This is a genomic window from Cupriavidus necator (assembly GCF_016127575.1).
GTDB lineage: Bacteria > Pseudomonadota > Gammaproteobacteria > Burkholderiales > Burkholderiaceae > Cupriavidus > Cupriavidus necator_D.
In genome coordinates, this window is record NZ_CP066018.1 from 2,661,851 (window position 1) to 2,684,407 (window position 22,557).

General features: G+C 67.5%; 20 protein-coding genes and 1 tRNA gene. 13 read left to right on the top strand and 8 right to left on the bottom strand.

Going from position 1 to position 22,557, the window contains the following annotated elements; translation table 11 throughout:
* The first annotated feature begins 198 nt into the window (after positions 1-198).
* From I6H87_RS12425 to I6H87_RS12445, 5 genes are all read left to right on the top strand, one after another.
* Positions 199-2,808 (top strand): FHA domain-containing protein, encoded by a 2,610-nt coding sequence (locus I6H87_RS12425; protein WP_011615778.1) that lies wholly within the window; start codon positions 199-201, stop codon positions 2,806-2,808.
* A complete protein-coding gene (locus I6H87_RS12430; RefSeq protein WP_011615777.1) occupies positions 2,805-4,187 on the top strand; it encodes a beta-barrel domain-containing protein in 1,383 nt (460 codons plus the stop codon). Before I6H87_RS12425 ends, I6H87_RS12430 begins: the two co-directional genes overlap by 4 nt.
* A gap of 77 nt (positions 4,188-4,264) precedes the next feature.
* Positions 4,265-5,017, top strand: coding sequence for a peptidylprolyl isomerase (locus I6H87_RS12435; RefSeq protein ID WP_011615776.1), 753 nt, complete (start codon positions 4,265-4,267; stop codon positions 5,015-5,017).
* Positions 4,998-8,108: a peptidase domain-containing ABC transporter gene (locus I6H87_RS12440; protein ID WP_011615775.1), complete on the top strand. Its 3,111-nt coding sequence runs from the start codon at positions 4,998-5,000 to the stop codon at positions 8,106-8,108. The genes I6H87_RS12435 and I6H87_RS12440 overlap by 20 nt, the downstream gene beginning before the upstream one ends.
* Entirely contained in the window at positions 8,105-9,421 is a 1,317-nt protein-coding gene (locus I6H87_RS12445; protein WP_011615774.1) for a sigma-54 interaction domain-containing protein, read from the top strand. Before I6H87_RS12440 ends, I6H87_RS12445 begins: the two co-directional genes overlap by 4 nt.
* Positions 9,422-9,449: 28 nt before the next feature.
* On the opposite strand, the gene I6H87_RS12450 is transcribed toward I6H87_RS12445, so the two are convergent.
* Positions 9,450-10,226 (bottom strand): PP2C family protein-serine/threonine phosphatase, encoded by a 777-nt coding sequence (locus I6H87_RS12450; RefSeq protein ID WP_011615773.1) that lies wholly within the window; start codon positions 10,224-10,226, stop codon positions 9,450-9,452.
* A gap of 74 nt (positions 10,227-10,300) precedes the next feature.
* Complete coding sequence (locus tag I6H87_RS12455; protein WP_011615772.1) at positions 10,301-10,594, bottom strand: hypothetical protein; 294 nt, start codon at positions 10,592-10,594, stop codon at positions 10,301-10,303.
* 464 nt (positions 10,595-11,058) lie between these two features.
* Between I6H87_RS12455 and I6H87_RS12460 the strand changes: the two genes are divergently transcribed.
* The 4 genes from I6H87_RS12460 to I6H87_RS12475 all read left to right on the top strand — a co-directional run bounded on the left by I6H87_RS12460 (position 11,059) and on the right by I6H87_RS12475 (position 12,588).
* Positions 11,059-11,544, top strand: a complete 486-nt coding sequence (locus I6H87_RS12460; RefSeq protein WP_011615771.1) for a lecithin retinol acyltransferase family protein — start codon at positions 11,059-11,061, stop codon at positions 11,542-11,544.
* Positions 11,545-11,871: 327 nt separating this feature from the next.
* Positions 11,872-11,946: transfer RNA gene (locus tag I6H87_RS12465), tRNA-Arg, on the top strand.
* A gap of 164 nt (positions 11,947-12,110) precedes the next feature.
* Positions 12,111-12,320, top strand: a complete 210-nt coding sequence (locus tag I6H87_RS12470; RefSeq protein WP_010813578.1) for a hypothetical protein — start codon at positions 12,111-12,113, stop codon at positions 12,318-12,320.
* A 31-nt stretch (positions 12,321-12,351) separates the two neighbouring features.
* Positions 12,352-12,588, top strand: a complete 237-nt coding sequence (locus tag I6H87_RS12475) for a hypothetical protein (protein ID WP_010813577.1) — start codon at positions 12,352-12,354, stop codon at positions 12,586-12,588.
* Positions 12,589-12,615: 27 nt separating this feature from the next.
* Here I6H87_RS12475 and I6H87_RS12480 read toward each other — a convergent pair whose 3' ends face one another.
* The 3 genes from I6H87_RS12480 to I6H87_RS12490 form a co-directional block, all read right to left on the bottom strand.
* Entirely contained in the window at positions 12,616-12,987 is a 372-nt protein-coding gene (locus tag I6H87_RS12480; protein ID WP_011615769.1) for a helix-turn-helix domain-containing protein, read from the bottom strand.
* 5 nt (positions 12,988-12,992) lie between these two features.
* The gene (locus tag I6H87_RS12485; RefSeq protein ID WP_041687468.1) at positions 12,993-13,295 is read right to left on the bottom strand and encodes a type II toxin-antitoxin system HigB family toxin; all 303 of its coding nucleotides are present in this window, start codon (positions 13,293-13,295) and stop codon (positions 12,993-12,995) included.
* Positions 13,296-13,371: 76 nt separating this feature from the next.
* On the bottom strand, positions 13,372-13,704 hold the full coding sequence (locus I6H87_RS12490) for a DMT family transporter (RefSeq protein WP_010813574.1): 333 nt from the start codon (positions 13,702-13,704) through the stop codon (positions 13,372-13,374).
* 260 nt (positions 13,705-13,964) lie between these two features.
* On the opposite strand from I6H87_RS12490, the gene I6H87_RS12495 reads away from it, so the two are divergent.
* Positions 13,965-14,474, top strand: a complete 510-nt coding sequence (locus I6H87_RS12495) for a hypothetical protein (RefSeq protein ID WP_011615767.1) — start codon at positions 13,965-13,967, stop codon at positions 14,472-14,474.
* A 9-nt stretch (positions 14,475-14,483) separates the two neighbouring features.
* On the opposite strand, the gene I6H87_RS12500 is transcribed toward I6H87_RS12495, so the two are convergent.
* Positions 14,484-15,662, bottom strand: coding sequence for a benzoate/H(+) symporter BenE family transporter (locus tag I6H87_RS12500; protein ID WP_041687464.1), 1,179 nt, complete (start codon positions 15,660-15,662; stop codon positions 14,484-14,486).
* Between the two features lie 334 nt (positions 15,663-15,996).
* On the opposite strand from I6H87_RS12500, the gene I6H87_RS12505 reads away from it, so the two are divergent.
* Positions 15,997-17,928: an ATP-binding cassette domain-containing protein gene (locus I6H87_RS12505; protein ID WP_011615765.1), complete on the top strand. Its 1,932-nt coding sequence runs from the start codon at positions 15,997-15,999 to the stop codon at positions 17,926-17,928.
* Between the two features lie 19 nt (positions 17,929-17,947).
* On the opposite strand, the gene I6H87_RS12510 is transcribed toward I6H87_RS12505, so the two are convergent.
* Both I6H87_RS12510 and I6H87_RS12515 read right to left on the bottom strand, forming a co-directional pair.
* The gene (locus I6H87_RS12510) at positions 17,948-18,091 is read right to left on the bottom strand and encodes a hypothetical protein (protein ID WP_155737093.1); all 144 of its coding nucleotides are present in this window, start codon (positions 18,089-18,091) and stop codon (positions 17,948-17,950) included.
* Positions 18,088-19,299 (bottom strand): MFS transporter, encoded by a 1,212-nt coding sequence (locus I6H87_RS12515; RefSeq protein ID WP_037023614.1) that lies wholly within the window; start codon positions 19,297-19,299, stop codon positions 18,088-18,090. The genes I6H87_RS12510 and I6H87_RS12515 overlap by 4 nt, the downstream gene beginning before the upstream one ends.
* 346 nt (positions 19,300-19,645) lie before the next feature.
* Between I6H87_RS12515 and I6H87_RS12520 the strand changes: the two genes are divergently transcribed.
* Both I6H87_RS12520 and I6H87_RS12525 read left to right on the top strand, forming a co-directional pair.
* Positions 19,646-21,637 (top strand): DNA topoisomerase IV subunit B, encoded by a 1,992-nt coding sequence (locus I6H87_RS12520; protein ID WP_010813568.1) that lies wholly within the window; start codon positions 19,646-19,648, stop codon positions 21,635-21,637.
* Positions 21,638-21,744: 107 nt separating this feature from the next.
* On the top strand, positions 21,745-22,542 hold the full coding sequence (locus tag I6H87_RS12525; protein WP_010813567.1) for a lytic transglycosylase domain-containing protein: 798 nt from the start codon (positions 21,745-21,747) through the stop codon (positions 22,540-22,542).
* Positions 22,543-22,557 lie beyond the last annotated feature (15 nt).

Below are 22,557 nucleotides of genomic sequence, written 5' to 3' on the forward strand. Positions count from 1 at the left end.
CAGGTGATGCCGGCGCCTGCAACGCGTTGCGCAACGCGCCCATAGCCCTGGCCACTGCCCCGCTGCATGTGCCGCTGCCGCGCCAACCGCGCGTTCCGCGTCCCGATTGACTAGCCTTTGCCGTCGCCTACTATGTTCTTAGTCGCTTCATCCCCTGGCCTGCCGCCGCGGCAGCCGCGCTGTTGGCTTGCTGGAAACATGGCTCCTGACGAAGCACTGATCATGGAAATGCCGGTGAAAATGGCCCAGGGATTCACGCGGGAATTCTCTCAGGATCTGGCGCAGGAATTCGATGTGTTCCTGACGCCCGTGTCGCGCCCGGAGCTGGGCGAGATCCGCATCGACGAAGACCTGTTCGCCGTCGGACGCAGCGAACTGCCGTTCGCCGCCTACCCCGAAGACCTGGCCGCACCGCTGTCGCGCCGGCATGCGCGCATCTTCGCCGAGCATGGCGCGGTCTATGTGGCGGATCTCGGCAGCAAGAACGGCACGCGCGTGAACGGCGCGGCGGTGGCGCGCCAGCCGGCGCAGCTCAGCGATGGCGATGAGGTGGCCTTCGGGCCGGCGCTGTCGTTCCGGGTCCGGCTGTCGCCGCGCGCGGCGCAGCCCGAGCCGCCGCGGGTAGCGGTGACGTTGGTGCCCGAGCGCGGCGATGTCGGGCTGCAGCCGCTGCACGTGGACGGCTTCCCCTACCTGATCAGCAAGGCCGACGACGCCTTCGCGCGCTACCGCGACAGCTATCCGCAGCAGGTCAACTACCTGTCGCGGCGCCACGCGCACGTGTACCTCAAGGGTGGCGTGCCATTCGTTGAGGACCTGGGCAGCACCAACGGCACCTTCGTCAACGGCAAGCGCCTGGCCGACCACGGCGTGCCGCTGGACGACGGCGACCTGATCGCCTTTGGCGGCAACCACTTTGTCTACAAGGTGCAGGTCCAGCACACCGGCGACGGCGATGCCACCGCGACGCATTCGATGCTGCAGCCAGTCGCTGCGCCCGACACGCCGCCCGCATCCCAGGCTTCGCCCGTGCGCGACGAGGATGACCGCACTACCTTTGTCGGTGCCGCCGATTCCTTCCTCGACATCTTCTGCGTCGACTATGCCGCGCAGCAGGACGACGAGGTCAACGCCGAGGCCGAGGCACAGGCCGCGGCGGCCACGGCCGCGCACGACGGCGCGCAGGCACGCCGCAAGCGCGGGCGTGCCGCGCTGCTGCTGGCCGAAGGTGCCAGGCAGTTCGGCCTGAACGATTCCGTACGCACGCGGCGCGCGGCGCGATGGGGCGGCGCGTTGCTGTTGCTCGCGCTGCTGGCGGGGGCGGCCGTGTACTGGCGCGGTGCGCCGGAGCGCGAAGTGCAGGCGCTGTTTGCCGCAGGCGATCACGCGCGCGCGGCGCAGGCCGCCGACAACTACCTGGCGCGTCATCCCGGCGATGCCCAGGTGCAGGCCATCGGCACCGAGGCACTGATGCGTGCCGACGTGCCCGCTTTCGCCGCCAGGCTGAAGGCCGGTGATTTCAGCGGCGCCGATGCCGTGCTGGCCCGGATGCGCAAGCTCAGCGCGCACAATGCCGATGCGCGGCCGCTGGTGGCGGAACTCGACTGGATCGGCCGGCTCGAACGCTTCACCGCGCAGCGCGGCGCCGACACGCCGATCCGCCTCTACACCGACGAGGCGCCGATCCGGCAACTGCTGGCGTACTGGAACCAGGACACCACCGCGCACCAGCGCGCGCTCGGGCGCATCGCGGCCGATGTGCCGGCGTTCCGCGATCTCTACGCCGATGCGCTCAGCGACGTGCGTCGCCTGCAGAACGACGCCTCGGTCTACCTGGCGGCGATCGACCGGCTGAACACCACCATTGCCGCCGAACTCGGCCGCGACCGCCCGGAGGCATTGCAGCCCGTCATCGCCGAGTACCGCGAGAAGTATCCGCGCCTGGCCGGGCTGGACCGCGTGCAGTCAGACCTGGACCGCTACACCGCGCTGATGCAGGCACTGCGCGCGCGCCGGCCCGGGCCGCTGGTGGCGCGCCTTGCCGACAGCCGCTTCGCCACGCCGCCGTTCCAGGCGCAGTTCAACCAACTGGCCGCGCGCCTGCCGCCGCCGGAGATGGTGCGCCAGTATGCCGGTGCGGCCAGGGCGTGGCAGCAGGGCGACAGCGCCGCAGCGCTCGCGGGGATCAAGCAGATCAGCGGCGGCCCCTGGGCCGAGGACCTGGCGCGCGACCTGTCGCACAAGCAGAAGGTGGCGGCGCAGTACGCCGAGCTGCAGTCCGCGCGCGGCAGCAAGGGCTATGAGGACCGGCTGCTGGGCTTCTACGCCATGCTCGATGCCGCCGATGACGGCCACTTCGCCAAGGCGGTCGAGGCCGACGTCAACGGCGTGCGCGACAGTGCCCTGCGGCGCGCGCGGGAACTGATGGGCAGCGCCGTCGCCGCATGGAAGCAATACCGCAGCAATGGCGTGATCGGCAGCGAGCAGCGGCTCGAGCCCGGCATCTCGCCCAGGTTCCGCGCGCAGGCCCGGTTGCTGTCGCAGGCACAGGATGACGCGCGCCAGGGCATGCGCATCTTCACGCAACTGCGCGCGGGCGAAAGCGCCGACCTGGCGCAACTCGCCAAGATCGAGGAAGAGATCCGCGCCGAGGCCGACCAGCAGCGGCACGCGCTGCGCGAGTTGCGCACCGTGCTCGATCCCGCCGTGCTCAAGACCAAGCTGGAGCTGATCGGCGGTGAAGACACCGGCAAGGCGCCGGAGCCGGCCGCGGCTGCCGCGGCGCCACAGCAAGCGGGGCAGCCATGAAGGACGATGCCCGCCAGGGCGGCCTCAAGCCACTCTCCGAGGCGCTGGAAGACCACAGCGCCGAGGGCATCGGCCTGCTGAGTGCCGAGCCGTCGCGCCTGGGGCTGCTGACCATCGTCACGACTTTCACGCTGGTGTTGTGCGGGCTGGTGTGGTCCTTCGTCGGGCATGCCGATGTCATTGTCACGGCGCAGGGCACGCTGGCGCCGGAATCCGAGGTGCGCCGCTTCTATGCCCCGGTGGACGGCGAGCTGGCCGACCTCTACGTGGCCGAGGGGCAACCGGTGTCCAAGGACGACGTGCTGGCGCGCCTGAATGCGCGCGGCGCGATCGAGGCCGCGGCCAACGCGCTGGAAGCGCAGCTCAAGCTGGAAGACTCCGAGCGCGAATGGAAGCAGTTCCCCGACAAGAAGGCGCTGATGGAACGCCGCGCGGCGGCGCTCAAGCAGCAGATCGACGTGGCCACGCGCCAGCACGAGACCCGCATCGCCGAAGGCACCACGCGGCTTGCCGAACAGCAGCGCGCGCAGTTGCAGGAAGCGCGCAGCAACCTCGAGAACGCCCGGCGCGCGCGCGAATTCGCGCGCCAGGAGCAGGACCGATACGCGCGCCTGCTGGCGTTGCCGGGTGGCGGTGGCGTTTCGCAGTCGCAGGTGGATGCCAAGCGCGCCGCGGCGCAGGACGCGGAGAACAACCTGCGCGTGGCGCAGTCGCGGCTGACGGAGCTGGACGCACGCCTGGGCCGCGAGCTTACCCAGGCCAGTTCCCAGCTAGAAAGCAGCGGCCAGGACCTGGCCGGGCTGCGCGTGCAGTACGACGCGGCGCTGCGCGAGATCGCCAACACCGAGGACAAGCTGCGCCTGCAGGTGCAGACCGCGCGCCTGGTGGCGGACGCGGCAGCGCGCATCCGCTTCGAGAACATCGACAAGGACAACTTCCTGCTGATCCTGGCGCCGGTGTCGGGCGTGATCACCGATGTCACCTCCACCCAGCGCGGCGACAAGGTGCAGGCCAACACGCCGCTGGGCGGCATTGCCCCCAAGGATGCGCGCCCGGTGGTGAAGATCGTCATCGCCGAGCGTGACCGCGCTTTCCTGCGCGAGGGCCTGCCGGTCAAGCTCAAGTTCAGTGCCTTCCCGTACCAGCGCTACGGGATCATCGAGGGCACGCTGGAATTCATCTCGCCCGCGACCAAGCCGGGCGGACCCGACAAGCAGCCGGTCTACGAGGGCCGCGTGCGGCTGGCGCGCGACTACTACGCGGTGGCCGACAACAAGTATCCGCTGCGTTACGGCATGACCGCCACGGCAGAGATCGTGGTGCGCGAACGCCGCCTGATCGACCTGGGGCTTGACCCCTTCCGCGAGGTGGCCGGCTAGCGCAGCGGGGAGAGACTGGCGCAGAACATCGGGACAGCCCGGCGCGTAACCGCGCGGGCGTCAAAGGAGCCGAGAAAATGACTGGTATTGTGCGTATCGACGACGAGGTGCTTGGCTTCGAGGAGTTCGTGCGCTTGCTCAAGCTGACCGGACAGTTCGAAGGGCTGGTCGAGCAGATGGTGCGCGACAAGCTGACCGTGCACGCGGCAAAGCGGCAGGGCGTGGTGGTCACGCCGGAGGAGATCCAGGAACGCGCGGACCAGTTCCGCCGCGTGCAGGGCCTGCATCGCGCCGCAGACATGAATCACTACCTGGATGCGCTGAACATCAGCCTGGACGAATTCGAGGCCTTTGTCACCGACAGCCTGTACCAGGAGCGGATGATGGAGCAGGTGTGCAGCGAGGCCGCGGTGCAGGCGTACTTTGCGCTCAACTCGCCGCGCTTCGACAGCATCGAGGTCAGCCATATCGTGGTCGACAGCGAGGGCAAGGCCAAGGAGCTGATCTCGTACCTGCAGGATGATCCCGATGCCTTTGCCGAGATGGCGCGCGAGCATTCCATCGCCGACACGCGCGAGCGCGGAGGCGAGATCGGCAAGGTGCTGCGCGGCTCGCTCAAGACCGATATCGAGGCCAAGGTGTTCAATGCCGAGCCTGGCGACCTGCTGGGACCGTTCCCGTCGGCTGACCGTTCCTTCTTCGAAGTCTTCCTGGTGCGCGAAAAACACCCGGCCACCCTCGATAGCGAGGTGGCGGTGGAAGTGCGCCGCCTGCTGCGCGAAGACTGGCTGATGGCCAGGGCGCAGGAACATGTCATCGAAGCCCGCTAGCGCGAGCGGCGAGCCCGCCGCCCCGCCTGCCCCGGACCAGCCGGAGGCAGGATCGGCGCTGGCCGCCTTCCTCGCCACCGTCGAGATCCTGTCGGTGCTGGTGCCGGAGGAGCTGGCACGCCTGGCGGAAGCCGCGCAGGTGCTGACCTTCGGCTTTGGCGACACCGTCTGCAATGCCGGCGAAGCGGCGCCGGGCCTGTTTATCGTCAAGTCCGGCTCGGTGCGCGTGTTCAACGAGGAGCACGGCAAGGAAATCAGCATGGGCGTGCGCAAGGCCGGCGAGGTCTTTGCCGATATCGCGCTGCTGCGCGACTACCGGCATGAGTCGTCGGTGCGCGCCTCGGGCAAGACCGAACTGCTGCTGATCCCGCGCAGCGTGGGCGAGCCGGTGGTGGCCGGCAACCCGGCGGCGCTTGCGTTTATCACCAGCTATGTCGCGATCAGCTCGGCCGGCGGCTTTGTCGCGCGGCTGTTCGACCTGCGCGGCAAGCTCGACAAGCAGGAGCTGGAAGACGCCGTGCGCAGCGTCGGCGTCAAGCGCGTGGCGGCCGGCAAGGAGATCCTGAAGCAGGACGGCCGCGAAGACCGGCGCCTGTACGTGGTGCGCCAGGGCACGGTGCGCATCGTGCGCAGCGAAGAGGGCAGCGAGTACCCGCTGGCGACGCTGGGGCAGGGCGACATCTTCGGCGAGCGCGCCTGCGTGATGCGGCAGGAGCAGCTGGCCTCGGCCATTGCCGATACCGACGTGCGCCTGCTGGTGATTCCCGAGAAGACGGTGCAGCTGATTTTGGAGCGCAACCCGCGCCTGCGCGAGGTGCTGGAAGAGCGCATCCGCGTGCTGGACCGCGAGTTGCATCGGCAGAAGAAGCTGGCCGAACGGCGCAAGCGCCCGGTGCTGCTGGACCTGCATTCAAAGCCCGAGCTCGGCGAAAAGCTGATCCGCCGCTTCGCGCTGGTGGAGCAGGCCGAGGAGATGGATTGCGGCGCGGCCTGCCTGGCGATGATCTGCCGGCACTACGGCATCCCGATGACGCTGGGCAAGCTGCGCGAACTGGCCAATGTGACCACCCAGGGCGCCACGCTCGACAGCCTGGCGCGCGCCGGCGAAGCGCTCGGCTTCACCACGCGCGGGGTGCAGTGCACGCGGGATTCGCTGATGGGGTTCGAGCTTCCCTTCATCGTGCACTGGGAGGGGTACCACTACGTGGTGGTGTACGGGATCTCGTCGCGCTGGGTGTGGGTGGCCGACCCGGCCATCGGCTTCCGCAAGATGAGCGCCGAGGAGTTCGAGCGCGGCTGGAGCGGCACCTGCCTGCTGTTCACGCCGGGCGAGAGCATGACCCAGCTGTCGGTGTCGCGCTCGCCGTGGCTGCGCTTTATCGGCTACCTGGCGCCGTACAAGAGGATCCTGGCGCACCTGTTTCTGGCCACCTTCGTGATCCAGATGCTGGGGGTGGTCCCGCCGCTGATTATCCAGAACATCCTGGACGGCGTGGTGGTGCACCAGAACGTGGGGCTGCTGAACCTGCTGATCGCGGGGCTGATCATCTCCAACGTGTTCTCGCAGCTGATGTCTACGATTCGCGCGTATCTGGCCAACTTCATGGTGCGCAACATGGATTTCGCCATGATGTCGCACTTCTTCAAGCACACGCTGTCGCTGCCGCTGTCGTTCTTTGCCAAGCGCAAGACCGGGGACATCTTCGCGCGCTTCCAGGAGAACCAGACCATCCGCGCCTTCCTGACCGAGTCGACCGTGACCACGGCGCTGAACCTGCTGATGGTGTTTATCTACTTCACCATCATGTTTCTCTACAACGTCAAGCTGACGCTGCTGCTGATCGCCTTCGTGATCCCGATCGCGGCGCTGACGGTGGTGGTGACGCCCAAGGTCAAGACCTATGCGCGCGAGGTGTTCGCGGCATCGACCGATGCCAAGGCCTACCTGATGGAAACGCTGGGCGGCGCCGAGACCGTCAAGGGCATGGGCATCGAGCGCCCGGTGCGGCTGCGCTGGGAGCGCAAGTACGCCAAGGCGCTGGACGCGCAATACCGGGCACAGGCCTTCCACATCCTGGTGGGGCTGGTGAGCCAGCTGCTCAACGCCGCCACCACCATCGCGGTGCTGTGGGTGGGCGCGACGCTGGTGCTGGAGCGCGAGCTCACCATCGGCCAGCTGATCGCCTTCAATGCCTTCATGGGCAGCGTGCTGGCGCCGCTGATGGGGCTGGTGGCGTTGTGGGGCCAGCTCAACGATGCCGGCGTGGCGATGGAGCGCCTGGGCGACGTGCTCGACCTGGAGCCCGAGCAGAAGCCGCAGGACGTGCTGTCGCGCGTGATGCTGCCCGACCTGCAGGGCGAGATCGTGATGAAGGACCTGTACTTCCGCTACGGCGGCGAAGACACGCCCTATGTGCTGGAGAACATCAGCTTCGCCATCCGCCCTGGCGAGATGGTGGCCATCGTCGGGCGCAGCGGCTCAGGCAAGACTACGCTGGCCAAGCTGCTGGTGGGCTTCTACAAGCCTACCGAGGGCTCGATGACAGTGGACGGCTATGACCTGAACGTGATCGACGCGGCGTTCTACCGCGCGCAGGTGGGCTACGTGATGCAGTCCAACCTGCTGTTCTCGGGGACCATTGCCGAGAACATCGCCTGCGGCGACGACAGCCCGGACCGGCGCCGCATCGAGGAGGTGGCGCGCATGGCCGATGCCCACGCCTTTATCAGCAAGCTGCCGCTGGGCTACGAGCAGGTGGTGGGCGAGCGTGGTATCGGGCTTTCCGGCGGGCAGATCCAGCGCCTGTGCATTGCCCGCGCGCTGTACCACGACCCGCGCCTGCTGGTGTTCGACGAGGCCACCTCGGCGCTCGACACGCAGTCAGAGAGCAACATCCTGGCGAATATGCAGGAGATCCTGCGCGGGCGCACCGCGGTCATCATCGCGCACCGGCTCAGCACCATCATGCAGGCCGATAAGATCCTGGTGCTGTATGAAGGCGCCATCGTCGAGCAGGGCCGGCATGAGGAGCTGATCGAGCGCAAGGGCATGTATTTCCAACTGGTGCAGAAGCAACTGAGCGCAGCATGAAGCTATACAACCAGGGAGCCACCCCCGCCTCGGTCACGTCCCCGGTGTCGTTCGCCGGGCTGATCGAGAAGATCGAGATCCTGCGTTCCACGCTGCGCTGGTCGTCGCGGCTTGACCGGCCGGAGATCGAGAAGCTGCTCAAGCAGGTCACCACGCTGCGCGACGAGGTGATGGGGCTGTCGCACAAGGAGCGCTTCGTGCAGGCCGCGTCGGCCGAGGCGGCCCCGCCGCAGGAAGAAGTCGAGCGCATGCCGCGCGCGCGCCGGCAGGCACTGGTTGAGCGCAGCTTTATTTTCGAAGGGACCTTCGGCGACAACCCCAAGTTGCTGGAGGCACTGGAGATTGCCGAGAAGGCGGCGCCGACCGACCTGCCGGTGCTGATCGATGGAGAGAGCGGCACCGGCAAGGAGCTGATGGCCAAGGTGATCCATGCCAATGGCTCACGCACCGACAAGCCGTTTATCTCGGTCAACTGCGGCGCCATCCCCGACAGCCTGCTTGAATCCGAGCTGTTCGGCCACAAGAAGGGCGCCTTCACCGGCGCCAGCAATGACCGCCGCGGCAAGTTCGAGAGCGCGCATACCGGCACCATCTTCCTGGACGAGATCGGCGAGCTGCCGCTGACCGGGCAGGTCAAGCTGCTGCGCGTGCTGGAGGCGCACGAGATCCAGCGCGTGGGCTCGGACGAGGCGATCTCGGTCGATACGCGCATCGTCGCGGCGACCAACAAGGACCTGCGCCGCATGAGCCAGGCCGGCACCTTCCGCGAAGACCTGTTCTATCGCCTGAGCGTGATCCACGTCAGCCTGCCGTCGCTGCGCGAGCGGCGCGACGAGATCCCGCTGCTGGTGTCGTACTTCAGTGACGAGGCCGCCGGCATGCTCAAGCGCCGGCCACTCAAGCTGACGCCGCGGCTGCGCGACTTCCTGCTGCACTACGACTACCCGGGCAATATCCGCGAACTGCGCAACCTGATGTACCGGCTGAGCTGCCTGGCCGGCGACACCGCCGACCTGGCCCAACTGCCGCAGGACATCCGCCCCAGGCCCGCCGCACTGGCGGTGGTGGGCAATGGCCCCGCCGCTGCCGACATTGCCATGGCGACGTCCCTCAGCGAAGCCAAGCGCGCCGCCAGCGACGAGGCCGAGCGGGCCTTCCTCGAACGGGGCTTGCAGGAGGTCGGCGGCACCGTCGCCGAACTGGCGCGGCGCTTCGACATGAACCGCTCGCACCTGCAGATGCTGCTGAAGAAGCACGGCATCCACTCGAAGGATTTCCGCGCCAACCGGCAGGCCGAAGGCGGCAAGGGGTAGGGCGGCGAGGCCGCCGGCGGTCGTGCCTTCAGGCGTCCAGCTCGGGATTGACCAGGGTCTTGTCAGAGCCGTACGGGTCCGCCGCACGCAGCACCACCACCGACACGTTGTCGCGGCCGCCGGCATCGAGCGCCATCTGCACCAGCGTCGGCGCGGCCTGCGCAACGTCCTGCTGCGCCAGCACCGCCGCGATGTCGTCATCGTCGACCTCGTTGCTCAGGCCATCGCTGCACAGCAGGTACACGTCGCCATCGGCGACCTCGGTCAGCAGCTGCTCCGGCGCCAGCGTCGGGGCCGCGCCGACGGCGCGTGTGATGGTGTTCTGCGCGGGATGGTGGCGCGCTTCTTCCGGGGTGATCAGCCCGCGCGCCAGCAGGCGCTCGACCTGGTTGTGGTCGCGCGTGAGGCGCGCGAACTGGCCGCCGCGCAGCCGGTACAGGCGGCTGTCGCCGGCCCACACGCAGGCGCAACGGCGATCGCCCGCCAGCATTACCACCACCGTGCTGCCGATGCAGCGCACGCCCAGGCGCGCCGCTTCATCGACCAGCGCCAGGTTCACGCCCTGCAGCGCCGCGCGCGTGGCGTCGACCCGGTCTTCCAGCCGGGGCTGCGGCGGCAGCGTGGCCAGCGCCTGGACCACCGCCTGGCTGGCGAAGTCTCCCACGGCATGGCCGCCCATGCCGTCGGCCACTGCCCACAGGTCCTGGCTGGGCAGATCCAGGCAAGCGTCCTCGTTGCGCTCGCGCACGCGCCCGACGTCCGTGCATGCGGCCGAGGTCCACTGGAAGTGCGAGTCGAAACCCAATCTTGTCTCCGGTCCGCGTCAAGCCCCGGACCAGCCGGGGCACTGCCACGGCGGCGCTGGCGCTCAGATCAGCATCAGATCAGCCTGCCGTCGTTCCTCGCGCCCTGGTCGCCCTGGACATTGATGTTGGCGTTTGGCGCGTTGTTGCGGATATCGATGTTCTGGAACTGGTTGTTCATCTGATCAGCATAGAAGCTGTAGTTGATCTCGTAAAAGTTGATCACCGTCCCGAGCGGCAGCGGAGACGAGGGCACGAACGGGCGGATCCACCCGAACACCCACTGCCCGCCGGCGCCGCGCACGCGGGCCATGGCGGCGGGAGCAAGTTCGCGGCAGCTGGCGAGGTCGTTGATTGCAAGGGTGGCCATGTTCGGTCTCCGGTGGATGTGGCGTGGCGCCGGGGGCGGTACCGGTATTGAGCAAGGCGCGTGCCACAGCATGGGTGTGGCAGCAGGTCGACTGGAAACCCAAGTCCGGCGCGGGCTGCAGGGCGGGGCGGGGACAATGGGGCCCACCCCGGCAGTCCAGCCACGTTGGCCTCGACCCGACACCCGGCCAGCCAGTGTCGGGATGGACCCACCACAGCGCAAGCATCGCGCGATCCCTGCCGCCAGCCCGCCCAGGCCGCGCGGCGCGGGGCGAATGGTGGCTGCCAGCCAACAGAGTTGCCGCCACGCGGTTGGTTGCCATCCGACACTCGATCCCATCCAAAACCCCCGGATTTCCGCCAAACCGTTGTCGGGCCGTGCCTCCCTGGTATTGGCATGGTTGATGCGGTTGGTCTGGCACGAAGCAGCAATGCTTGCAGCAACCAGACACACCGAGGCCAGCCATGAACATCCAGGAACAACAAGAACGCGCTACCGGCAGCGACGATCGTTTCGCGGACCCGCTGCCGCTCGGCGCCCACCTGGTCACCGAACGCCACGGCTACGCCCATCATGGGATCTACGCCGGCGCCGGCCGCGTCATCCACTACGCCGGTTTCGCGCGCTCCCTGCAGGCCGCGCCGGTTGAAGAAACTACCCTCGAAGCCTTCGCCGCCGGATTCGGCATCGCCGTCAGGCCGGAGCCCTGCGCCCGCTTCGCCGGCCGCCAGGCCGTCGAACGCGCCCGTTCCCGCGTGGGCGAAAACGCCTACCACTTGCTGACCAACAACTGTGAGCATTTCTGCTCCTGGTGCCTGTCCGGCGAAAGCCGCAGCGAGCAGGTGGAAACATGCATGCGCCGCCCGCGCGCCGCGCTGCACATCGGCTGGCTGCTGCTGGGCGCGCTGCTGCAAGCCCAACTGGGCGGCCTGAACCTGGACCTCGCCTGAACCGCGCGGCCATCACCGAATCAAGGAGCCTGCCATGTCCGGACTGATCGACTGGGAATTGCGCTGCAACCTGCGCGGACAAGCCTGCCACCGCAGCTGCGCCACTGCCGCCGCCAACTGCGCCCGCGGCCACCACCGGCCGGGGCGCCGCGCCCTGCGCCATGCCGGCCGGCCGACGCGCCTGCCATCGTCCGGCCGCCTTGCCGGGCGAGGCCGCCGGGACGGGTCCGCCACTGCCGGCGAGCCGGGCCGGTGCGGATTTTGATATACTCCGGGCCGTCTCCAGGATCACCGCGCCCGCGGTTCCCGATCCTGACAGTCCTGTCCCTCGCCGTAGTTCAATGGATAGAACGAGCGCCTCCTAAGCGCTAGATACAGGTTCGATTCCTGTCGGCGGGACCAGTCCACAGTCCGTACCCTGTGGTTCCCAGCTGTGCCCTCTCCCCAACTCAATCTAGGTATTCCCCCGGAATTTCAGCCCAAGAAGATGGCGCCAGCCTCGCCGTCGAGGGCCTGGATTGACAGGTGCTTCATGCTACGATCCTCCAAACTCCGGAGCGCTCGCCATGGAACTGAAATACAAAGGCCGAGAGATCTCAATCCAGGCCAAAAAGGACTCGGGCGGCCAGTGGGACTGGTCATATGGCATCCGCGGTCACGGACACCGGCACAACACCGGGGCGCTTGCTCCCACGGAATCGGTCGCGATCGATAACGCCTATGCGTGCGCGAAACGGGAGATTGACCAAGCCACTTCAGGCGACGCCAACGACTGACACTTCCTGAATGCCACTAGTGGAGAAAGACATGGATCTCCAAGGGTTCACGTATTACCGCGACCACTGGTATGAAGCATCGGCAACGTCCCTTGGCGTTGGCGGCCCCTGGCAAGGTGAGGTGACCATCTGCGCGAAAGCGGCGGATGGCGCGCCACTCAAGGTCTTCGATCACCATCTTGTTCCGGGCCAGTTCTTCAGCGAAGGCGAGGCATGGCAGCATGCCTCGGACTGGGCCAGGAAGCAGATCGATGCGCGCTTTGGCTAGCACGCGCGCCAGTCGCTGCGCAAGTGCTCATGCCGCACTGCGTTCGGCGATCAGCACGTTCGCGGGAATCTTCAGGTCACGGTGCAGCCGCCGGATCATGGCCAGACTCAGCGCGCGCTTGCCATTGAGCACTTCATATACGCGGTTGAGGTTACCCAGGTACGGTTGCATGTCGCGTGGCGTGAGGCCAGCTTGTTCCATGCGAAAGCGGATCGCGGCGATCGGATCCGGCAGATCCATCGGAAAGTGCCCGGCTTCATACCGTTCCACCAGCATGGAGAGGATTTCCAGCTTGTCGCCCTCAGGCGTGTCGGGCACAGGGTCTGCGTCGACCAGGGCGGAGACCGCGGCCAGCGCTTCCTGGTAGTCGGCTTCAGTGTGCAGGGGGCGGATATCCATGGTGATCACTCCATTTCCGCGGTGGCGGCGTCTATGCGGTCATAGTCGAGATGGGTGCCGATGAACTTCACGCAGACGACCCCCAACCGGTATGCGACAGCGACGATAAGCCGGTACTTGTTCCCGCCGAGATTGAAGACCACGCGGTTGCTGCCGACGAAGCTGGCACTGGCGTAGCGTGCCTTGATGTCCCTGGGCGCGGTCCAGGCCGCGCAGCGGGCTTCTTCATGCCAGGCAAGCAGCGGTTGCCTGGCTTCGGGGTGGAACTTGCTGAATTGCAGCAAAGACCTCTTCGCTATGATTCGCATGTGGGCAATGCCAGTCCCAAAATGGGACTGCGGCAAGAGTGGATGAGGGGTCATCCACTGCCGAGCATACCTACGATCAATGCGCGCTAGTCTTCGAAAACAGCTGAATGACGGCGACGCCGGCAATAATCAGACCAATCCCAGCGCAAGCCGCCAGGTCCGGCACCTGCCGGTACAGCACCACCGCGATCAGCGATACCAGTACGATCCCGGCCCCGCTCCAGATCGCATAGGCAATTCCCACCGGCACTGTCCGCATCACCAGCATCAGCAAATAGAACGCCGCCACATAGCCGGTCACGACCAGCACGCTGGGGACCAGCCGCGTAAAGCCCTGCGACGCCTTCAGGCTGCTGGTGGCGATGACTTCGGCGACGATGGCGAGGGCGAGGAGCAGGTATCCGTTCATGGGAGCGTACAAGTGGGTGGGCCGAAACGGGCCGAAGCCGGCATCTTAGCGCTCCCGCATGTTGCGCCAAAGCCGCGTCCCTCCGTTGCGGTGGTTGTGCAAAGCGGTGATGGAGGATTGAATGTGGCTATAACGAAGAGAACAAGCGGGCGCATGGCCGGCCCGCGGCACAAGTCCTACAGGGCAGTCGCGGTAGTTGGCCCGACCAAGCCGGCACGAACCCCACGATGCCGGCGGCGGGCATGGGTAAGGGGAGCGGTATGCATCACAATGGCATCGACGGCACGTCCGCCGGGACGTCTTCGCAGCCGGGGGACGGGGGGCCCGCGCCGGACGCGAATCCGTGGCAGGACACCATCGCCGCGGCGGACCAAGCACTGGAAGAGGCTTCGCGCATCCAACGCGGCGTGCAGCACAACCTGAAGCTGTTGCAGGAGGTGCGGTCGCTGCGCGAAGAGTTGCGCAAGGCCCATGCGGAGGTCGATCGCTACCGGGGCATGCATGCCCGGGTGGTGGTCAGCATGCGTCAGCTGGACGAAGACCATGTGGGGGAAATGAGCCGGCTCCAGGCGGCGAACGAGATGCTGCAGGTGCGTCATCGCGTCTACAAGCTGATGGCCGAGCACTACGCGCGCGCGGCGTTGAACCTGGATCCGGAAACCTTCGCGGCCCATCGCGACCGCGTGCTGCAGCATGTCTTGTTCCAGCGCCGCAGGGGCGTGTCGTCCGACGATATCGGCTACGCGGACGTGGCTTTCCTGATGCTCTAGCGGCGATGCTCAGGCGGCGCGCCGGCGCAGCACGTGGAACGCCAGCATGCCGCCCACCACGCCCCAGAACGCGGAGCCGACACCCGCCAGGGTCATGCCGGACGCCGTGATCATGAAGGTCAGCAGCGCGGCTTCGCGCTCGGCCGGGATTTGCATGGCCACGGTCAGGCCGTTGGCGATCGAGCCCATCAGCGCGAACGCGGTCACGCCCACCACCAGCGCTTGCGGAAAGGCCGCAAACAGCGCCGCGATGCTGGCCGCCAGCGTGCCCGCGACCAGGTAGCCCACGCCGCAGACCACGGCCGCGGTATAGCGGCGGTTGCGGTCGGGGTCGGCCTGCGGGCCGGTGCAGATGGCGGCGGTGATCGCCGCCAGGTTGACGCCGTGCGAGCCGAACGGCGCCAGCAGGGCCGAGGTCAGGCCGGTGATCGAGATCAGGCGCGAGGCCGGCACGTGGTAGCCGTCGGCTTGCAGCACGGCCAGCCCGGGGATGTTCTGCGAGGCCAGCGCCACGATGAACAGCGGAACCGCCATGCTGACCAAGGCTGACAGCGAGAATGCCGGCGTGGTCCACACCGGCACCGCCAACGCCAGCCGCACGCCCGAGAAATCGAGCTGGCCGAGCACGCCGGCGACCACCGCCCCGGTCAGCAGCACCCCTGGCACCGCATAGGCCGGCCACAGGCGCCGCCCGAGCAGGTAGGCGGCGAACATCGCCAGCAGCAGCACGGTCTGGTGCTGCGCCTGCACGAACACATCCACGCTGATGCGGAACAGGATGCCGGCGAGCAGGGCTGACGCGATGCTGGCGGGCAGGGCGCGCATCAGCTTGTCGAACCACCCGGTCATGCCGGCCGCGGCCATCATCAGCCCGGCCAGCAGGAAGGCGCCGATGGCTTCCGCGTAGGGCACGCCGGGCAGGCTGGCGATCAGCAGCGCCGCGCCGGGCGTGGACCAAGCCACCACGATCGGCACGCGCAGCGCCAGCGACAGGCTGATGGTGGTGATCCCCATTCCCATCGACAGCGCCCAGATCCAGGACGAAATCTGGGCATCGGTCAGGTGGGCGGCGTGGCCGGCCTGGATCATCAGCACCAGCGAACTGGTATAGCCGGTGAGCGTGGCGACCAGCCCGGCGACCAGCGCGGACACGGACAGGTCGGACAATTTCAGCGAAGCGGTGGTCATGAAGGTGGCAGCAGGCCATTGGCACGGCCGACATCTTCGCATGAGTGCCTTGGTCGTACCAATTTGCCGCGGCGGCGTCCAGAAATCGCGGTTGACGGGGCTTTCCCTTACGGACTTTTCCGACTGGAGCGGGCAGGGGGGGCGTTGTTATGCTGGCTTCGTGCCTTGCGAGCAGGGCACCGAGGAGAGACTCTTGGGCCCGCAGTGCGCGGGCCCTTCTTTTTTGGGGCCAGCCTTGGCCCGGCCCCGGTCGTCTACAATGCGGGCTGCCGTGCCACGCCAGCCCTGGCTGCCAGGCCGTCCCTCCTTTCCCTCGTCGTCTCGTCTTTTTCCCATGGCCCTGTTTTCCATTACCGACGCCCAGCTTGCCTTCGGGCACGTGGCCCTGCTCGATCACACCGACTTTTCGCTGGAGGCCGGCGAGCGCGTGGGTTTGATCGGGCGCAACGGTTCGGGCAAGTCCTCGCTGCTGAAGATCGTGGCGGGGCTGTCGGCGCCCGACGACGGGCTGATCGCGCGCCAGAGCGGCGTGACCAGCGCCTACGTGCCGCAGGAGCCGCAGTTCGAGGCGGGCATCACCGTGTTCGACGCGGTCTCGCAGGGCATGGGCGATGCGCACGACTTGCTGGTGCGCTACGAGGCCGCCGCCGACCGCGTCGCCGAGAACCACGACGACGAAGCCGCGCTGGCCGAATTGCACCGGCTGCAGTCCGAGCTCGACGCCGCCGGCGCCTGGCAGCTGCGCACCCGCGTGGAAACCACGCTGGCGCGCCTGGGGCTGGATTCGCACACGCGCGTCGAGGCACTGTCCGGTGGCCTGCAGAAACGCGTGGCGCTGGCGCAGGCGCTGGTGGCCGAGCCCGACATCCTGCTGCTGGACGAGCCCACCAACCACCTCGATGTGGAAGCGATCCGCTGGCTGGAAGACCTGCTGCTGGGCTTCCGCGGCAGCGTGCTGCTGATCACCCACGACCGCGCCTTCCTCGACCGCGTCGCCACCCGCATCATCGAACTGGACCGCGGCCGGCTGGTGTCCTTCCCCGGCAACTTCGCCGCCTACCAGGCGCGCAAGGAAGAGATGCTTGCCGCCGAGCAGGTCGAGCAGGCCAAGTTCGACAAGCTGCTGGCGCAGGAAGAGGTGTGGATCCGCAAGGGGGTGGAGGCGCGCCGCACGCGCAGCGTGTCGCGCATCCAGCGCCTGGTGGCGATGCGCAACGAGCGCGCCGCGCGGCGCGAGGTGCAGGGCAATGTCAGGCTGGAGGTGTCGCAGGCCGACCGCTCCGGCAAGATCGTGGCCGAGCTGACCGACGTCAGCAAGGCCTACGGCGACAAGGTGGTGGTGCGCGACTTCACCGCCACCATCATGCGCGGCGACAAGGTCGGCCTGATCGGCCCCAACGGCGCCGGCAAGACCACGCTGCTGCGGCTGATCCTGGGCGAACTGGCGCCGGACAGCGGCACCGTGCGCAACGGCAGCAACCTGCAGGTGGCGTACTTCGACCAGATGCGCACCGCGCTGGACCTGGAGCGCTCGCTGGCCGACACCATCAGCCCGGGCAGCGACTGGGTCGAGGTCAACGGCCAGCGCAAGCATGTGATGAGCTACCTGGGCGACTTCCTGTTCGCGCCGGAGCGCGCGCGTTCGCCGGTCAAGTCGCTGTCTGGTGGCGAGCGCAACCGGCTGCTGCTGGCGCGCCTGTTTGCGCGCCCGGCCAATGTGCTGGTGCTGGACGAGCCGACCAACGATCTCGACATCGACACGCTGGAACTGTTGGAAGAACTGCTGCAGGACTATGGCGGCACCGTGTTCCTGGTCTCGCACGACCGCGCCTTCCTGGACAACGTGGTGACCTCGACCCTGGCCGCCGAGGGCGATGGCGTGTGGCGCGAGTCGGTGGGCGGGTATTCCGACTGGGTCGAGCAGTCGGCCCGCAGCGCGGCGCTGCAAGCGGCGCGCAAGCCGGAGCAGAAGGCGGCAGAGCCGGTGAAGGGCAAGGATTCGCGCGAAGCGCGCGGCGCCAATCGTACGGTCAAGCTGTCGTACAAGGAGCAGCGCGAACTGGACGGCCTGCCGGAGCGCATTGCCGCGCTGGAAACCGAGCAGAAGGTGATCTCGGCACAGCTCGCGGACGGCTCGCTCTATGTCAGCGATGCGCCCAAGGCCGCGCAGCTGGGCACGCGGCACGACGAGATCGAGATGGAACTGCTGGAAGCGCTGGAGCGCTGGGAAGTGCTGGAGGCGAAGTCGAAGGGCGAGGGGGCCTGAGGGTCAGGCAAGCCGACCCTCACCCGCACCAGGCCAACACCATGTTGGTCAGGTCGACCATGAACCCCGGCCGCAGGTAACCCACGAACCCAAGCGCCAGCACCCCGGCCAGCACCGCCAGCCCGGCTGCCTTCATCACGCGCGCCTGGGTCGTGCTCATCATGCCGCCGCCGGCTGCGCGCGCACCAGCGCCTGCTCGCGGATCGGCAGGTTCACCAGCGCGGCCACCACGCCCAGCGCGATCGCGATCAGCCACACGGTGTTGTAGCCGCCGGTGCGGTCGTAGAGGAAGCCGCCCAGCCAGGCACCCAGGAAACTGCCGATCTGGTGCGAGAAGAACACCACGCCCGATAGCATCGACAGGTATTTCACGCCGAACACCTGGGCGATGATGCCGTTGGTCAGCGGCACCGTGGACAGCCACAGGAAGCCCATGACCGCCGCGAACACCCAGGTGCTGGCCACCGTCAGCGGCAGCAGCAGGTAGCTGGCGATCACCACCGAGCGCGTCACGTAGATGGCGGACAGCAGGTAGCGCTTGGGCAGGCGCTGCCCCAGCGCACCCGCGGTATAGGTGCCGAATACATTGAACAGCCCGATCAGCGCCAGCGCCACGACGGCGACTTTTGGGTCGGTCAGGCCCTGGTCCTTCAGGTAGGGCGCCAGGTGCACGCCGATAAACACCACCTGGAAGCCGCACACGAAGTAGCCCAGCGTCAGCAGCTGGAAGTTGCGGTTGCCGAAGGCTTCGTGCACGGCCTGGCCGATGGTCTGGTGGTGGCCGCCGGTGTGGGCCGCTTCGCGCGGCTCGCGCAGCGTCAGCGCCAGCGGCAGCATCACGCAGGCCATCAACGCCATTACATAGAGGGCGTTCTGCCAGCCCAGCCCGGAGATCAGGCCCTGTTCCACCGGGATCATCAGGAACTGGCCGAAGGAGCCGGCCGCGGCGGCGATGCCCATGGCCCAGACCCGCTTCTCGGGGCTGGCCACACGGCCGATCACGCCGTAGACGATGCTGTAGGTGGTGCCGGACTGGGCGATGCCGATCATCACGCCGGCACCAGTGGCAAAGGCGGTGCCGCTGGTGGCCAGCGCCATCACCACCAGCCCGGCCACATACAGCGCCACGCCGACCAGCATGATGCGCAGCGCGCCGAACTTGTCGGCGAGCGCCCCGGCAAAGGGCTGGCTGGCGCCCCACATCAGGTTCTGCAGCGCCAGCGCGAAGGCGAAGGTCTCTCGGTTCCAGCCATGGGCCTGGGTGATCGGCAGGTTGAACAGGCCGAAGCCGTGCCGGATGCCCATTGAAAGGGTCACGAGCAGCCCACCGCACACAAGTACGGTGGTCAGGGAGAGTTGTCGGTTCTGCATGTCTTGGCTCGATGTGCGGCAGTCCCGCCGGGTAAGCGCGGTGCCGACAGGGATTGTGTGCTTGTTGTTGTCCATGCCGGGACGGCAATCGGGCTTGCCGGGGCCGGGTGCTGGCGAGTTTACTCCGGCTCGGGAAAACGCGTACGGCGCTGCCCGCGCTGCCGGCGCCCTGGCAAAAAGTGGCGGCGGCCCGGCAAAACCGGCGCCAGCGCGGGTCGGCAGGCCAAGCGCCTTTTTGGCGGGATTGCCGTCGCCCGCTTCCATTACAATGCAGTGCCCGGTGCCCCGGCGCGTGCACAGTTGTGCGCCTCATGGCAGCCGGGACCATCACTTTCGTAGCGACTCCATGGCGAGCAAAACCAGTCAGTACAGCGAATCTTCCATCCGGGTCCTGAAGGGCCTGGAGCCGGTCAAGCAGCGTCCCGGCATGTACACCCGGACCGACAACCCCCTGCATATCGTGCAGGAGGTGATCGACAACGCCTCGGACGAGGCCCTCGGCGGCCACGGCTCCGAGATCCTGGTGACCCTGCATCGCGACGGCAGCCTCAGCGTGGAAGACGACGGCCGCGGCATCCCGGTGGGCATCCACCCGGAAGAAGGCGTGCCGGTGGTCGAGATCGTCTTCACCCGGCTGCACGCCGGCGGCAAGTTCGACAAGGGCAAGGGCGGTGCCTATGCCTTCTCGGGCGGCCTGCACGGCGTGGGCGTGTCGGTGACCAATGCCTTGTCGACGCAGCTGGACGTGACCGTGTGGCGCGACAGCATGTGCTCGACGCTGACCTTCTCCGGCGGCGACGTGACCGTGCCGCTGGCCTCGCGCAAGATCGAGCGGGGCGAGAAGAAGAGCGGCACCCGCGTGCAGGTGTGGCCGGATGCCAGGTATTTCGACTCGGCCGCGATCCCGCTGGCCGAGCTGCAGCGCCTGCTGCGCAGCAAGGCGGTGCTGCTGCCCGGCGTCAAGGTCACGCTGGTGACCGAGAAGACCGGCGAGCGCCAGACCTGGCAGTACGACCAGGGCCTGAAGGGCTACCTGGTCGAGGCGCTGGCGCAGGGCAGCGGCGCGGAATTGGTGATCCCGATGTTCGAGGGCGAGCATTTTGCCGACCCCGACGCCAATCCCGGCGATGAAGGCTTTGCCGACGGCGAAGGCGCCTCCTGGGTGGTGGCCTGGACCGAAGACGGCGCGCCGGTGCGCGAGTCCTACGTCAACCTGATCCCGACGCCGGCCGGCGGCACGCATGAATCCGGCCTGCGCGAAGGGCTGTTCCAGGCGGTCAAGAGCTTTATCGAGATGCACGCGCTGCAGCCCAAGGGCGTCAAGCTGATGAGCGAAGACGTGTTTGCGCGCGCCTCGTTCGTGCTCTCGGCCAAGGTGCTGGACCCGCAGTTCCAGGGCCAGATCAAGGAACGCCTGAACAGCCGCGACGCGGTGCGGCTGGTCTCCACCTTCAGCCGTCCGGCGCTGGAGCTGTGGCTGAACCACCATGTCGAGTACGGCAAGAAGCTGGCCGAGCTGGTGATCCGCCAGGCCCAGGCGCGCACGCGCGCGGCGCAGAAGGTCGAAAAGAAAAAAGGCTCCGGCGTGGCGGTGCTGCCCGGCAAGCTGACCGATTGCGAGTCCACCGACGTGACCCGCAACGAACTGTTCCTGGTCGAGGGCGACTCGGCCGGCGGCTCGGCCAAGATGGGCCGCGACAAGGAGTTCCAGGCCATCCTGCCGCTGCGCGGCAAGGTGCTCAATACCTGGGAGACCGAGCGCGACCGTCTCTTTGCCAACAACGAGGTGCACGACATCGCGGTGGCGATCGGCGTGGACCCGCACGGCGCCAACGACGAGCCCGACCTGTCCAACCTGCGCTACGGCAAGATCTGCATCCTGTCCGACGCGGACGTGGACGGCGCGCATATCCAGGTGCTGCTGCTGACGTTGTTCTTCCGGCACTTCCCCAAGCTGATCGAGACCGGCAACGTCTTTGTGGCGCGTCCGCCGCTGTTCCGCGTCGATGCACCCGCGCGCGGCAAGAAACCGGCGCAGAAGCTGTACGCGCTGGACGAAGGCGAGCTGCTGGCCATCCAGGACAAGCTGCTCAAGGACGGCGTCAAGGAAAACTCGTGGCAGATTTCCCGCTTCAAGGGCCTGGGCGAAATGAGCGCCGAGCAGCTCTGGGAAACCACCATGAACCCCGACACGCGGCGCTTGCTGCCCGTGTCGCTGGGCGAATACGACCTGCCGCAGACCGTCGAGATGATGAATATGCTGATGGGCAAGGGCGAGGCCGCACAGCGCCGCAGCTGGCTGGAAGAGAAGGGCAACGAGGTCGAGGCCGATATCTGAGCGAAACCTGAGCGGAAAGCGGCGGCCGGTGATTGGGTAGATAATCCCCCAGTCTGCCTGGCCGTCATTCCCGACGGCCGCCAACGGACAGTAATCTGGAACGCACGATGACGACGAGAACTCCCGGCAAACCATGGCGCAAGGCGGCGGCAGCCGTCGTGGCGCTGGCCGGGCTCGCCTTCGTGCCGGCGGCGCATGCCGAGCTGTGGGGCTTTATCGATGCCGATGGCGTGGCGCACTTTGCCGACCAGAAGCTCGACGCGCGCTACAAGCTGTTCATGAAGGATGGCGGCAAGCTGGATACCGCGCGCCTGGCGGCGCGGCAGTCGCAGGCGGCCGCTGGCGCTGACATCGACCTGGAGCAGCACAAGCTGTACCGCTACGTCGTCAACCATCCCAATATCAAGACCGTCGAGCCGCTGATCCACCAGATCGCCGGCAAGCAGGATGTCGATCCCGCGCTGGTCAAGGCGGTGATGGCGGTCGAGTCGGGCTTCAACCCGGGCGCGGTGTCGCCCAAGGGCGCGATCGGCCTGATGCAGGTGATCCCCGACACCGGCGCGCGCTTTGGCGTGAACGCCGATGCGCGCCGAAGCATCGAGCAGAAGCTGGCCGATCCACGCACCAATATCACCGCGGGCGTGCGCTACCTGAGCTGGCTGATGCAGCTGTTCCCGAACAACCTGGAGCTGGTGCTGGCTGCCTATAACGCCGGCGAGGGCGCGGTGCAGCGCTACAACAACCGCATTCCGCCTTACCCGGAGACCCGGCAGTATGTCAGCACCGTGCTGCAGTTTTACCGGCTGTACCAGCCGCAGCAGGGCGCGGTGCTCAGGCGCGCCAGCGCCAGCGCGGACGGCCCGCGCGTGAAGATGGTCATCGGCGGGCGCCGCGCCATGCCCTGACCGGCATACCCGAAC

What these genes read in the sequence shown, in the direction of transcription:
- I6H87_RS12475 (WP_010813577.1), top strand. Translation starts at nt 12,352, where the DNA reads ATGGATCTCCAAGGGTTCACGTATTACCGCGACCACTGGTATGAAGCA.
- I6H87_RS12520 (WP_010813568.1), top strand. Translation starts at nt 19,646, where the DNA reads ATGGCGAGCAAAACCAGTCAGTACAGCGAATCTTCCATCCGGGTCCTG.
- I6H87_RS12490 (WP_010813574.1), bottom strand. Translation starts at nt 13,704, where the DNA reads ATGAACGGATACCTGCTCCTCGCCCTCGCCATCGTCGCCGAAGTCATC.
- I6H87_RS12500 (WP_041687464.1), bottom strand. Translation starts at nt 15,662, where the DNA reads ATGACCACCGCTTCGCTGAAATTGTCCGACCTGTCCGTGTCCGCGCTG.
- I6H87_RS12485 (WP_041687468.1), bottom strand. Translation starts at nt 13,295, where the DNA reads ATGCGAATCATAGCGAAGAGGTCTTTGCTGCAATTCAGCAAGTTCCAC.
- I6H87_RS12430 (WP_011615777.1), top strand. Translation starts at nt 2,805, where the DNA reads ATGAAGGACGATGCCCGCCAGGGCGGCCTCAAGCCACTCTCCGAGGCG.
- I6H87_RS12495 (WP_011615767.1), top strand. Translation starts at nt 13,965, where the DNA reads ATGCATCACAATGGCATCGACGGCACGTCCGCCGGGACGTCTTCGCAG.
- I6H87_RS12455 (WP_011615772.1), bottom strand. Translation starts at nt 10,594, where the DNA reads ATGGCCACCCTTGCAATCAACGACCTCGCCAGCTGCCGCGAACTTGCT.
- I6H87_RS12440 (WP_011615775.1), top strand. Translation starts at nt 4,998, where the DNA reads ATGTCATCGAAGCCCGCTAGCGCGAGCGGCGAGCCCGCCGCCCCGCCT.
- I6H87_RS12510 (WP_155737093.1), bottom strand. Translation starts at nt 18,091, where the DNA reads ATGATGAGCACGACCCAGGCGCGCGTGATGAAGGCAGCCGGGCTGGCG.
- I6H87_RS12445 (WP_011615774.1), top strand. Translation starts at nt 8,105, where the DNA reads ATGAAGCTATACAACCAGGGAGCCACCCCCGCCTCGGTCACGTCCCCG.
- I6H87_RS12435 (WP_011615776.1), top strand. Translation starts at nt 4,265, where the DNA reads ATGACTGGTATTGTGCGTATCGACGACGAGGTGCTTGGCTTCGAGGAG.
- I6H87_RS12470 (WP_010813578.1), top strand. Translation starts at nt 12,111, where the DNA reads ATGGAACTGAAATACAAAGGCCGAGAGATCTCAATCCAGGCCAAAAAG.
- I6H87_RS12460 (WP_011615771.1), top strand. Translation starts at nt 11,059, where the DNA reads ATGAACATCCAGGAACAACAAGAACGCGCTACCGGCAGCGACGATCGT.
- I6H87_RS12515 (WP_037023614.1), bottom strand. Translation starts at nt 19,299, where the DNA reads ATGCAGAACCGACAACTCTCCCTGACCACCGTACTTGTGTGCGGTGGG.
- I6H87_RS12525 (WP_010813567.1), top strand. Translation starts at nt 21,745, where the DNA reads ATGACGACGAGAACTCCCGGCAAACCATGGCGCAAGGCGGCGGCAGCC.
- I6H87_RS12480 (WP_011615769.1), bottom strand. Translation starts at nt 12,987, where the DNA reads ATGGATATCCGCCCCCTGCACACTGAAGCCGACTACCAGGAAGCGCTG.
- I6H87_RS12425 (WP_011615778.1), top strand. Translation starts at nt 199, where the DNA reads ATGGCTCCTGACGAAGCACTGATCATGGAAATGCCGGTGAAAATGGCC.
- I6H87_RS12505 (WP_011615765.1), top strand. Translation starts at nt 15,997, where the DNA reads ATGGCCCTGTTTTCCATTACCGACGCCCAGCTTGCCTTCGGGCACGTG.